Source organism: Camelimonas sp. FR25 (genome assembly GCF_059740505.1).
Window position 1 is genome coordinate 66886 of the sequence record NZ_JCAWFG010000084.1, and the last position, 12818, is coordinate 79703.

The 12818-nt window shown below is 67.8% G+C and carries 6 protein-coding genes; 2 read left to right on the plus strand and 4 right to left on the minus strand.

Going from position 1 to position 12818, the window contains the following annotated elements; genetic code table 11:
• Positions 1 to 138: 138 nt before the first annotated feature.
• On the minus strand, positions 139 to 1332 hold the full coding sequence (locus tag AC6A67_RS11260) for an anhydro-N-acetylmuramic acid kinase (protein WP_498036653.1): 1194 nt from the start codon (positions 1330 to 1332) through the stop codon (positions 139 to 141).
• Positions 1333 to 1589: 257 nt separating this feature from the next.
• Here AC6A67_RS11260 and tyrS point away from each other — a divergent pair, with 257 nt between their 5' ends.
• Entirely contained in the window at positions 1590 to 2867 is a 1278-nt protein-coding gene (gene tyrS, locus AC6A67_RS11265) for a tyrosine--tRNA ligase (protein ID WP_498036654.1), read from the plus strand.
• A gap of 319 nt (positions 2868 to 3186) precedes the next feature.
• On the opposite strand, the gene AC6A67_RS11270 is transcribed toward tyrS, so the two are convergent.
• Positions 3187 to 6954, minus strand: coding sequence for a hypothetical protein (locus AC6A67_RS11270; protein ID WP_498036655.1), 3768 nt, complete (start codon positions 6952 to 6954; stop codon positions 3187 to 3189).
• Between the two features lie 285 nt (positions 6955 to 7239).
• On the opposite strand from AC6A67_RS11270, the gene AC6A67_RS11275 reads away from it, so the two are divergent.
• A complete protein-coding gene (locus AC6A67_RS11275; protein ID WP_498036656.1) occupies positions 7240 to 7707 on the plus strand; it encodes a peroxiredoxin in 468 nt (155 codons plus the stop codon).
• Between the two features lie 1038 nt (positions 7708 to 8745).
• Here AC6A67_RS11275 and prfB read toward each other — a convergent pair.
• Together prfB and AC6A67_RS11285 are read right to left on the minus strand one after the other, a co-directional pair.
• A protein-coding gene (prfB, locus tag AC6A67_RS11280) for a peptide chain release factor 2 (protein ID WP_498036657.1) occupies positions 8746 to 9874 on the minus strand; the annotation gives its coding sequence in 2 pieces (ribosomal slippage) (positions 8746 to 9804 and positions 9806 to 9874; 1128 coding nt in all).
• A 356-nt stretch (positions 9875 to 10230) separates the two neighbouring features.
• Positions 10231 to 12657 (minus strand): penicillin-binding protein 1A, encoded by a 2427-nt coding sequence (locus AC6A67_RS11285; RefSeq protein ID WP_498036658.1) that lies wholly within the window; start codon positions 12655 to 12657, stop codon positions 10231 to 10233.
• Between the last annotated feature and the right edge of the window lie 161 nt (positions 12658 to 12818).

The following is a 12818-nucleotide window of genomic DNA, read 5'->3' on the forward strand; positions in this document are numbered from 1 at the left end:
ATGATATCCGGGGGGCGTTCGCCCCCCGTTTTCTTTGGCGCGCCCCGCTTCTATTACGCCCTACGTTGGCGCGGCCTGTTTGCTTTCGGGGTGCGCCCCATTGGCCCATCAGCCGCATGGCTGACCAACAGCAATGGTTCAGGCGGTGGCCGCGGCCAGCGCGTGGTCCGGCGCCTCATGCGCAATCGCCGCGCGAGGCGCACAGAGGACGCCGCCGGTCATAGGCTCGGGCGCGCCCGTAGTGCCGGGCCAGGTCAGCGGCAGGCCGCGCATGCAGCGCACGGCGAGATAGCCGAAGGCCTGGGCCTCGATGAAATCCACCGACAGGCCGACGCTGGCCGCCGTGACGATCTCGCCATCCAGCTGCGCCCGCAGCAGCCGCAGCAGTTCCGGATTATGGGCGCCGCCGCCGCAGACGATCCAGCGCAAGCCGGCAAGCGCCCCGGGACCTGCGCCCGCGCCCGCCATCTGATCCGCCGCAAGCCGGGCGGCCTGGGCCACGGCGCGCGCGGTGAATTGCGCCAGGGTTGCGGCGCCGTCGCTGGTGGCGAGATGGGCGGCGACGCCGGCATTGAACCAGTTGCGGTCGAGGGATTTTGGCGCTGGCGCCGCGAACCAGGGATGCGCCATCAGCCAGTCGAGCAGGGCCGCATCAGGCGAGCCACGGGCCGCCATGGCGCCGTCCGCATCCATCGACGCGCCGGTGCGCAGCCGCATCCAGTCATCGAGCAGCGCGTTGCCCGGCCCGGTGTCGAAGGCAAGCAGCGCGCCATCGCCGCCCAGAAAGGTCACATTGGCGACGCCGCCAATATTGAGAAACGCCACCGGCGCGGCGAGGCCCACCATCTGCGCCAATGCTGCATGAAACACCGGAACCAGGGGCGCGCCCTGGCCCCCTGCCGCCACATCGGCGGCGCGGAAATCATACGCCACGGCGATGCCGGTGGCGTCGGCCAGCGCCTGGCCATCGCCGAGCTGCACCGTCAGCCGCGCCTGCGGCCGGTGCAGCACCGTCTGACCATGAAAACCGATGACGTCGATCTCCGCCGCCGCAAGTCCATGCTGGGCGAGAAAGCCATTGACCGCCGCGACATGGGCGGCGGTGACCAACGCCTCGGCCTGAGCCTGGGCGGGCGGCCGGGCGAGGCGGTCGGTCAGCGAGGGCGCCTCGTCCATGGCGCGCTGCAGCAGCGCTCGCTCATCGTTGCTGTAAGGCCAGTAGCCGGTGGGGCCGAGGGATGCGATGCGCTCGCCATCGGTCTCGAGCAGGGCCACGTCGACGCCGTCCATCGACGTGCCGCTCATCAGGCCGATCGCCCGCTTCATCGCCATGTCCGCACTCCTTGCCCGCGCCTGCCAGGCCTCACCCTCTACCGCGCCGCGCAACGGTAAACCGGCGGCGCTCCCCGGCATAGCCGCCTCCCGCCCGCGCCTCTGACGCATGGGCGCCCATCATCACGCTTTTGCGCGTCGCGCGCCCACGCGGGCGGCGCAATCGGCGGTGATCTTCCGCCGCAAAAGTGTTACACGCTGGCCAATTGTACCAACGCCAACCTTGCTGAACCCTTTGCAAGCGAGTGAGTGAGCTGATGACCGCGCCCAAATCCGACTTCCTGCGTGTTCTCACCGAACGCGGCTACATCCACCAGTGCTCTGACCTCGCGGGCCTGGATGAGAAGGCGGCGTCGGGCCAGCTGACAGCCTATGTCGGCTATGATTGCACCGGGCCGTCGCTGCATGTCGGGCATTTGCTGTCGATCATGATGCTGCACTGGTTCCAGCAGACCGGCCACCGGCCCATCGCCCTCATGGGCGGCGGCACCACCCGCGTCGGCGACCCCTCCGGCAAGGATGAGAGCCGCAGGATCCTGACGCTGGAGCAGATCGAGGACAACAAGCAGAGCCTCGGCTCGGTGTTCTCGCGCTTCATCGATTTCGGCAATGGCGAGGCGCCGCATGGCGCTGGCAAGGGCGCTGCGGCCTTCATGGTCGACAACGCCGAATGGCTGGCCCCGCTCAATTACATCGACTTCCTGCGCGACGTTGGCCGCCACTTCTCGGTCAATCGCATGCTGAGCTTCGATTCGGTGAAGACCCGGCTGGAGCGCGAGCACGAGCTGTCGTTCCTCGAATTCAACTACATGATCCTGCAGGCCTACGATTTCGTCGAGCTGAGCAAGCGCCACGGCTGCGTGCTGCAGATGGGCGGCTCCGACCAGTGGGGCAATATCATCAATGGCATCGACCTCGGCCGCCGCATGGGCCAGCCGCAGCTCTACGCCCTCACCTGCCCGCTGATCACCACCTCCTCCGGCGCGAAAATGGGCAAGACCGCCAATGGCGCCGTCTGGCTCAAGGGCGACATGCGCAGCCCCTATGAGTACTGGCAGTTCTGGCGCAACACCGAGGACGCCGACGTCGAACGCTTCCTGAAGCTGTTCACCGTGCTGCCGATGACGGAGGTGGCCCGCCTCGCCGCGCTCGGCGGCTCCGAGGTCAATGAGGCCAAGAAGATCCTCGCCACAGAGGCCACCGCGCTGCTGCATGGCCGCGAGGCCGCGGAGCAGGCGGCGGAGACGGCGCGCAAGACCTTCGAGGAAGGCGCGCTGGCCGCCGACCTGCCGAGCGTCACCCTGTCGCTCGCCGAGCTCAAGGCCGGGCTCGGCGTGCTGTCGGCCTTCGCCCAGGCTGGCCTTGTGGCGTCCACCAGCGAGGCGCGCCGCCAGGTCAAGGGCGGCGGCCTGCGCGTCAATGATGCGGTGGTGAGCGACGACCGCGCCGTGCTCGGTGAGGCCGATGTGACCGGCGATGGCGTGATCAAGCTGTCGTTCGGCCGCAAGAAGCACGTGCTGCTGCGCTTCAGCTGAGCGCCGATCCTGCGGCCCCGCCGCCTAATACCAGGATGCGAAGATGCTGACGCATCCGCATCCTGAAATGCTCAGGCGCGCACGGGCTTGGCCACAACCCGATGAGTCCCATTCATCGGGTTCCGGTATAAGGCGGCCTCAGCCACAGGCAGACGCCATGGAACGAAAGACGGCGGCCGCGAGGCCGCCGTTGTGCTGGCCGGGTGGAGCCTCCCTGCCACCAGGGCGGGCATGCAGGCGCTGATTGGCCGCCAACCTTTTGCCTGCCGTAGCTCCACTCGTCCTCGCCTGCCGTGGCCCGATCAGAGGCGCGCCGCGCTTACCGGATGCGCGCTGGCGGCGTTGGCGGCGCAGCGGGCTGGTTCTGGCCGGAGCCGTCGGGCGTGAACACCTCGATGAACTTGCGCAGAATGCCAGGGGCCACCGCCGTGAGCGGGTTGACGGTGAGCGTCGGCGCGCTGGCCGGGCCGGTGATGCGGAAGCTCACCGCGAACAGGCCCTCATTGGCGCCGCCGCCGATCAGGGGACCAACCAGCGGAATCCGGGCGAAGGCGTTGTTGAGCGCATAGGCCGGGATAAAGACGCCGTTCAGATCGGTGCGGTCGCGGGCGAAATCCACCACCCCATCCAGCTTGATGCCGACCTGCGGTCCCCAGATGATGCCGTCGCGCAATTGCACGCGGCCGCCCTGGCGCTCGAAGCTGGCCTCCAGCCGGGTAAACGGCGTCTCGGAGACATTGATGCCGCCGGCGCGGTTGGCCGGCTGGGAGGCGACTATGCGGGCCAGCGCCGGTTCGTCACGCAAGGCGAAGCGGGCGATGTCGATGGCGCCGCTCTGGCTCTTGCGGCCCAGCGTCGCCTGAATGATCAGATCCCCGCCATACATGCGCTTGTAGAAATCGGCGAAACGCAGCAGGGCCCCGGCGTTGCTGGACCGCACATCCAGCTGCTCCGCCCCCGCGCCGCGCGGCGTCAGGCGCAGCGACGCGGTGGCTGCGCCGAACCTGCCGTCCATGCTGGCCTGGCGCACCTCGCCATTGCGCGCCGTCAGCTTGAGGGTGGCGTTGGTCAGCGCCTCATTGTTGTAGCCGGCGAGGATCGCCGTCGACAGATCAAGATCGATGCGCGGCTGGTGGGCGCCCCCGCCGCTGGCCTTGGCGGGTTTGCCGTCGTCTGTGACGATGGCGCGTAAGGCCGGGCGGGCGTCGATCAGCTGGCCGCGCACCGTCACCTTGTAGCCGCCGTCGGCCCGATCCACCTCGACCCGCATATTGTCGCTGGGCGACATGCGGAAGCTGCCAAAGCGCGCCCGCTGCAAGCCGGCCTTGGCGTCGAGTTCAACCACGCCTTTGGCCGCCGCCACATTGCCGGCGTCGAGCATCAGCTCGTTGAGCCGCATGGCGCCATTCTGTTCATCGAGCAGGAAGCTGACCTTGCCTGGCTTGCCCGCCGCCTTGCTCCAGCCCGGGATCAGGTCGTCAATGCGCGCCCGTGTCAGATCGATGTCGACGCGCTGGCTTTTGGCGGCGGCGGTCGCCCCAGACCTGCGCTTGTCAAGCGGGATAACGGCGCTGGCGCTGACCGGGCCGGTGAGGCCGGCGCCGAGATTGACGCCCAGCCGGTTGCGCGCCGCGTCGTCGAACGTCGCCGACAGGGCGATCTCGCCGGGGGCAGAGCCCTTGCGCGGGTCGCGCAGGTCAATGTTCATCGCCACGCCAGCGATACGGCCCTCGCCTTTCAGCTGGGTCTGGACCTCGTCGATCGTCACCTGAAAGGCGCCATTGTCCAGCCGGTGGTCGCCTGAGACCTTGTCGATGCTCACATCGCTGAGCGCGCCACGAATTGTTGGGACAATGTCGGCGGCCTTGGCCTGGGCGCTCAGTGGCGCCGACAGCGAGACGTCGAGATCGGCGGCGCCGCGCACATGGCCCGGATTGACCGGCGGCGCGCCGAGGCCGGAGCTGTCCATCACCTGCAGCAGGGTCGGCAGATCGCCCTTGACGTTGAAGTTGATTTCGGCGCGCGGCGTCGGCCGCAGGGCGGCGCGGATCAGCACCTCGCCCTTTGAAATCTGAAGCGCCGGTCCTTTGTCCGGCGTCATGCGCGCCGCGCCGATAGTGATGCGGCTCAGCGCGCCGTCACCGCTCGCCGCGGCGGAGGCGTGCACCGGCGGCGTGTGGGCGGTGGCTCGCCAGACCGCATCCGACATGCGCACATTGAACGCCAGCTCATCGGGGTCCATCGGCTTCTTGTGGCGGGCGTCGATGATGTCGTCGCGGGTCATCTTCACCCGCACGTCGAAGCTGTCGACCCGACCGGCGGAGAAGGTCCGGCCAATGTAGTCGCGCACATGGCGGGCGGCGAAGGTCGGCCACAGCGCCAGCGCCGTGCGCGTCCCGGCATTAGCCCCGGTGATGGTGAGGTCGACGCCCTGCCCGGCGGCGACGCCGCCCAATTGGCCAGTGACCGACACGGTTCCCGATCCGGTGACCACGTCGAACTGCTCGATGCGGGCCCCGCCATCGCCTGTGCCGGCCAGCCGGGCGGTGACCTGCTGCAGCGGCGTCGGCGCATCGCCTGCGGCGAAGGGCGCAGCCAGTGCGTCGGTCGAGCCCAGCCGCAGCAGCCACGGCTGGCTGGCGTCGGCGCCCCGCTCCAGCGCCCCCGAGGCGGCGATGTGATAGCCGTCCCACGCGGCGTAGAGCCGGGTGATGTCGAAGCGCTGCTCCGGCCCGCGCCATGCCGCAGCGAACTCCAGCTGGTCCATGGTGAACTGCGGCATGTCCGGATCGTCGGTATGGATCACCGCCCGCTCACCAGCGATCTGCGCCGTCAGGTTGGCGAGCTCGCCGCTGGCCCTGATTGCGCCATTGACGTTGCCGGACAGCGGCATGTCGGTCCACACCGCCTTCTGCGGCGCGCCAAAGGCCAGCAGGTCGGACACCGGCACATTATTGAAGCTGATATTGGCGACGCGATCCTCAGCGGCGCGACCAGAGATCGCCCCCTCCAGCCGCCAGCGCCCCTTGCCGCCGGTCAGCTCGAAGGAGAAATTGCGCAGATTGTCCTTGGGCCGGCTGAACAGCAGATCCGTATCGGTGAAACGAAACCGCGGGCGCCCATCAGCGCCAAGCAAGATCACCGTCGCGTCGTTCACGCTGGCGTCGTCGATGCCGCCGAGGAAGCCGTCGCTGCTGGTCAGCAGCTCGATAAAGGACGCGGCGCCGCGCGCCAGCACGTCAGTGAGATGGCGTGGCGGGCCGGCGTTTTCGCCAGCCGCCGCAGTGGTCGAAGGTCCCGTATCCGCCGCCTCGGCATCAGCGCCGCCGCGCAAATCGATCTCGCCTTCCTGGGAGACGCCGATACGCAGGGTGATGCCGCTGAAGCTGATGGAGCGCGGCCGGAACTGGCCCCAGACGAGGCTCCATGGATCGACCGCCACCGTCGCCTCCGGGGCGAGCAGGACGCGCTGGCCGTCGGGGGCGAAGATCTCGACGCCCTCAAGCGTCAGCGCCGGGTTGAGGCCGGCGTGATTGATTTTGGCGGCGCGGATCTTCGACCGCCACTCCGCGCCGATCTGGCTGTTCATGGCGGCCGACACCCGCTGCGACAGCCCCTCAATGGCGATCGGTCCGAATGCGAGGCGCAGCGCCAGCACGCCGACCAGCAGGATCAAAAACGCGGCGGTGAAACTGGTGGCCATGGCGGCCATGCGGAAACTGCGCCGGGCGATGCTCCGCGGCCGTCGGCCATGGGCCAGCGCCTTGCTGGCCGCCGCCGCCCGCGCAGCGTGCTCTGGCCTGGGCTGCGGCGAACTTTTGGGCGCATGATCAGCGGCCATTGGAGCCACTGGCGTTAGCTCTGGCGGGGTGACCGGGTCGGGCGCTATTTCAGCCGCCCCGCTGGGCTTACGCTCTGGCGCCGGGTTTGCCGCAATGGCGTCGGCGCCGTCGGTGGCCGCCAGCGGCCTGTCGCCAGTCAAATCCGGACGCGCCTGGGCCTCGGCGCTTGCCTCGGCAGCCAGCGACGCGGGTCGGTTTTTCTTGCGGCGGAGCACCAACCGCACAGGCGACGTCAATTTCGGCAAACGGGCGCAGGTCCTTTCCGTCTGGCGTCGCGGGGGGCGACCGGGCGAGCCCGGAGGAGCGAGGTCTACAGGCAGCGAGGCTGCGGCCCGTCCGCCGGTCGGCGGCCGCCCCAGCCATGGCCCGACCAGACGCCGCCTGGTCGCCCGGGCCGCCCGGGCAGGCCGCCCCGCCACACCAAACCGATTCTAGGCGTCAAAACTACCCTTTTTGCGTAGCGCCAGGCAGGCGGTCATGGTCTGACTGCACGGGCGCGTCGCCGCGCGTCACCAGAACAGGAACAGCATATGTCGATCAATCAAGGCGATCTTGCGCCGGAACTCAGGCTGGCGTTGGGGAATGGCGGCCATATCGACCTCGCCAGCCTGCGGGGTAGCAAGGTGGTGGTGTATTTCTATCCCAAGGACGCGACGCCGGGGTGCACAACCGAGGCGATTGAATTCAACCGCCTTAAGGCGGATTTTGCGGCGGCGAACACACGCATCATCGGCGTCTCGCCAGACAGCGTCGCCTCCCACGCCAAATTCGCCGGCAAGCACGACCTCGCCATCGACCTCGCCTCAGACCCGGAGGTGGCGACGCTAACGGCGTGGGGCGTCTGGGTGGAGAAGAGCATGTATGGCCGCCGCTATATGGGCGTTGAGCGCACCACCGTGCTGGTCGGCGAAGACGGCGTCATCCTGCGCCTCTGGCGCAAGGTCAAGCCTGCCGGCCACGCGGCGGAAGTGCTGAAGGCGGTGCAGGAGCTCGCCTGAGGAGGCCCGCGCGACGCATTGAAGCGCCGCTACCGTCATGCCCGTGCGCGTCACGGGCACCCACGTCTTTCCCTGCCGATGGTCGCGGCCACGCTGAGGCATAGACGTGGATGGTCGGGTCAAGCCCGACCATGACGGTGGAGAGGGGGCGTCGTGGGGAGAGCCTACGGTCGCTGTGCCGCTCACCTGGCGAAGGCCACGCTATCTATAGAACGGGCGACACGACTTGGAAGGCGTGCCCATGACGCCCTACCCGCCTGTCATGTTTCGCCAGGACATGTCCCGCCCGGTCCTGGCCCAGACCCCAACGCCGTCATGCCCGTGCTCGTCACGGGCATCCACGTCTTCCCCTGCCGATGGTCGCGGCCACGCTGAGGCATAGACGTGGATGGTCGGGTCAAGTCTGACCATGACGGTGGTGAGGGGGCGTCGTGGGGAGAGCCTTCGGTCGCTGTGCGCTAACCTGGCGATGGCCGCGCCACCGCTTGAATGGGCGACGCTGCTGCGGCGGCGGACCCATCGGGCCCTGCCCGCCTGTCATGTTTCGCCAGGACAGGTCCCGCCCGGTCCTGGCCCACACCCCAAGCCGTCATGCCCGTGCTTGTCACGGGCATCCACGTCTTCACGCGGATAGCCGCCGCCACGCCGAGGCATAGACGTGGATGGTCGGGTCAAGCCCGACCATGACGATGGAGAGGGGGCGTCGTGGGGAGAGCCTGCGGTCGCTGTGAGCTAACCTGGCGATGGCCGCGCCACCGGTTGAACGGGCGATGCTACTGCGGCGGCGTGCCCATGACGCCCTACCCGCCTGTCATGTTTCGCCAGGACATGTCCCGCCCAGTCCTGGCCCGAACCCCAACGCCGTCATGCCCGTGCTTGTCACGGGCATCCACGTCTTCACGCAGATAGCCGCCGCCAAGTGCTGAGGCCAAGTCGTGGATGGTCGGGTCAAGCCCGACCATGACGTTGGAGAGGGGCGCGCGGCGGCGGTGGACCGTCGCCTGACAGGCGCGGCGAGGAAGCCGCCGCGCCTCGGGGTCAGTCGATATCTTCGACCTCGCCTGAACCGCCGTAAACACGGTGGGCCAGGGCGGCTTCGACGAAGGGGTCGAGGTCGCCGTCGAGCACGTCGTCCGGGCTGGTGGACTGCACGCCGGTGCGCAGGTCCTTCACCAGCTGGTAGGGCTGCAGCACGTAAGAGCGCAGCTGGTGACCCCAGCCGATGTCCGTCTTGGACGCAGTTTCGGCGTTGGCCTTTTCCTCACGCTTTTGCAGCTCCGCCTCATACAGGCGGGCGCGCAGCATGTTCCACGCCGTGGCGCGGTTCTTGTGCTGCGAGCGCTCCTGCTGGCACGCCACCACGATGCCGGTCGGAATATGCGTGATGCGCACGGCCGAATCGGTGGTGTTGACGTGCTGGCCGCCAGCGCCCGAGGCGCGGAAGGTGTCGATGCGGCAGTCGCTCTCGTTGACATCCACCTGGATGCGATCATCGACCACCGGATAGACCCAGGCCGAGGCGAAGCTGGTGTGGCGACGGGCGTTGGAGTCGAACGGTGAGATGCGCACCAGACGGTGCACGCCTGATTCGGTCTTCAGCCAACCATAGGCGTTATGGCCCTTGATCTGCAGCGTGGCGCCCTTGATGCCCGCCTCTTCGCCAGAGGTGTATTCAATGACGTCGACCTTGAAGCCCTTGCGCTCGGCCCAGCGGGTGTACATGCGCAACAGCATGCTCGCCCAGTCCTGGCTCTCGGTGCCGCCAGCGCCAGAATGCACCTCGAGATAGGTGTCATTGGCGTCGGCTTCGCCCGACAGCAGGGTCTCGATCTGCCGCTTGGCCGCCTCGGCGGCGATGGCGCGGATCGCCTCCTCGCCTTCGGTGACGATATCGGCGTCGCCCTCGGCCTCGCCCATCTCGATCAGTTCGGCGGAATCGGCCAGTTCGCGCTCCATGCGCTGGATGGCGCCGATCCGTTCTTCAAGGTCGGTGCGCTCGCGCATCGCCTTTTGGGCGGCGTCGGCGTCGTTCCAGAAATCAGGCGATTCGGAGAGGGCGTTCAGTTCGGCGAGACGTTTGACAGCGACATCCCAGTCAAAGATGCCTCCTCAGCAGTCCCACGGACTGCTTGGCCGCTTCTGCCAGCGATTGGATTTCTGCACGCATGGTGTGTTGTCTGTCCTCGTAACGCTCCGGCACCTCAGTGAAGCGGCGTCCTTGCGTCAGGGTAACGGGTTCACGGCCAGCCCGCATGCGGCGCCGCGCCAGCGGCGCAGCGCGCCAGGCGGCCCGCTCGCGCGCCGGCCAGGGCCGACGCAACCTTGAGTGATCTAGTCGCCGCGCCAGCCAAAGGCAACCGCAGGCGGCCATGGCGCCCAAATCGCCGAAGGAGCCCAAATCGCCGAGGCAGCCCAAGTCGCCGACAGATGGCATGGCCAGGATGGGGGCTGCAGGGCCCGGACAGACGAGACGGCCAGACCGGTCCGTCTCCGTCTACGGCGGGCTGACCTCACCGCCACACATCAGAACAGCCGGCCGTCGTCGTATTCCTGTTGCGGCGCCTGCTGTTGCGACGCCTGCGGGCGCGGCGCAGAATCGCTGCTCGCCACATGCTCCGGCGGCACGGTGCCCGGCTTGAAGGCCTCGAGGATCGAACCGCCCTCGCCGCCAGCGCGCAGGCCGGTCTTGGCGTTGACGCGCACCAGCTTGATGCCGGCCGGCACACGGAACGGCGTCGCTGGCTTGTCCTTCAGCGCCAGCTTCATGAAGTCACGCACCACCGGGGCCACCAGATGGCCGGAGGTGACCCGGCTGCCCAGCGATTTGGGCTGGTCGTAGCCGAAGTACACGCCAACGGCGAGATCCGGGGAGAAGCCGACGAACCACACATCCTTGGCGTCATTGGTGGTGCCCGTCTTGCCGGCCAGCGGCTTGCCGACATCCTTGAGGATGGTTGCGGTGCCACGCTGCACCACGCCCTCAAGAATATGGGTGATCTGATACGCGGTCAGCGGATCGATGACCTGCTCGCGCTTGTCGATCAGCGTCGGCTCGGGCTGGTTGGCCCATTTGCCCGGGGCGCAACCTTCGCAAATGCGCTCATCGTGGCGGTAAATCGTCTTGCCCCAGCGATCCTGGATGCGGTCGATCAGCGTCGGCTTGATGCGCTTGCCGCCATTGACGAACATCGAATAGGCGGCGGTCATGCGCATGACGGTGGTTTCGCCCGCGCCGAGCGACATCGGCAGATAGGGCTGCAGCTCGTCATAGACGCCGAAGCGGCGCGAATATTCGGTGATCAGCGGCATGCCGATGTCACGCGCCAGACGCACGGTCATGACGTTGCGTGACTGCTCGATGCCATAGCGCAGGGTGTGCGGACCCGAGAACTTGCCGCTGTAATTCTCTGGCCGCCACGGCGGCAGGCCAGGGCCCTGCTCGATCTCGATCGGCGAGTCATAGACGGTGGTCGAGGGCGTGTAGCCATTGTCGAGCGCCGTTGCGTAGACGATCGGCTTGAACGACGAGCCAGGCTGACGCTGCGCCTGGGTGGCGCGGTTGAACTCGCTCTGGTCGAAGGAGAAGCCGCCGACCATGGCGAAGACGCGGCCAGTCTGCGGGTCCATCACCACCATGGCGCCGGATATCGCCGGGATCTGGCGCAGGCGGTAGAGGCCTGGCTTGCGATCCATCGGCTCGGCGTAGACCACGTCGCCTGGCGACAGGAAGGACGACAGCTTGCCCTTGCGGGTCCAGCGCACGCCGTCGGCGTCGATCTGGCCGGTGACCCGCTCCTTGGCCAGCGCGCCATTGCCCAGGCGCTCCGGCTGCAGGCCGATCTCGGCGGCGCGATCATTGACCGACAGCACCACGGCGAGGCGCCAGGGCTGGATGTCGGTGAGCGTCTTCATGTCGCCCAGCGCCTTGCCCCAGTCCGGGGTCTCGCGCAGGTCGATCTTGTCGACCACGCCATGCCAGCCGCGCGCCTCGTCGTAACGCACCAGGCCGTCGACCATCGCCTTGCGGGCCATGGCCTGAATCGTCGGATCCAGCGTCATGCGCACCGACAGGCCGCCGTCATACAGCTTCTTCTCGCCATAGCGCTCGGCGATCTCGCGGCGCACTTCCTCGGCGAAGAAGCCGGCGGCGTAGGTCGAGGGCGACAGCGACCGCGGCGACACGCCGAGCGGCTGCTTGCGCGCCTCATCGGCCTGGGCGCGCGTGATGTAGCCATTATCCAGCATCCGCTCGATCACCCAGTTACGGCGTTCAGTGGCGGCTGCGGTGTGGCGGAAGGCGTTGTAATTGTTGGGCGCCTTGGGCAGCGCGGCGAGATAGGCGGCCTCGGCGATGGTCAGCTCATGCACCGATTTGCCGAAATAATTCAGCGCGGCGGCGGCGACGCCATAATTGCCCGAGCCGAGATAAATCTCGTTCAGATACAGCTCGAGGATCTTGTCCTTGGTGTAGGTGTTCTCGATGCGGAAGGCGACCAGCGCCTCGCGAATCTTGCGCTCATAGCTGCGCTCATTGCCGACGAGGAAGTTCTTGGCCACCTGCTGGGTGATGGTCGAGGCGCCCTGCTCGCGCTGGCCGGCGTTCTTGCGCCCAACGTTCTGCACGATGGCGCGCAAGGTGCCGAAGGGATCGACGCCGACATGGTGGTAGAAGTTCTTGTCTTCCGCCGACAGGAATGCCTCCAGCACCGTGTCGGGGAAGGCCTGGATCGGCAGGAACAGGCGGCGCTCGCGGGCATATTCAGCCACCAGCCGGCCGTCGCCGGCATGGAAGCGGGTCATCACCGGCGGTTCGTAATCACGCAGCTGGGTGTAGTCCGGCAGGTCACGCGAGTAATGCCAGATGAAATAGCCAACGGCTGCAGCGCCCACCACCGCGACGGTGAACGCCAGACCGAAGAGGAACGCGAAAAAGCGTAAAACGAAACGCATGCGATACGGACCCGCCGTCTGCCTGTCCCCGCAACCGCAATTGCCGGGAAGAAGATGATCTGGAATGCTCCAGACCTGGTTCATTACATGGCGCGGGGCGCTGGCGCGAGTCGCCGCGCGCGCCTGACGCGCCGCTCACGCCGCCGGCCCCCCACGCCCTC

Coding starts and splice junctions, on each gene's coding strand:
- AC6A67_RS11260 (WP_498036653.1), bottom strand. CDS start 1,332: ATGGCGATGAAGCGGGCGATCGGCCTGATGAGCGGCACGTCGATGGAC.
- tyrS (WP_498036654.1), top strand. CDS start 1,590: ATGACCGCGCCCAAATCCGACTTCCTGCGTGTTCTCACCGAACGCGGC.
- AC6A67_RS11275 (WP_498036656.1), top strand. CDS start 7,240: ATGTCGATCAATCAAGGCGATCTTGCGCCGGAACTCAGGCTGGCGTTG.
- AC6A67_RS11285 (WP_498036658.1), bottom strand. CDS start 12,657: ATGCGTTTCGTTTTACGCTTTTTCGCGTTCCTCTTCGGTCTGGCGTTC.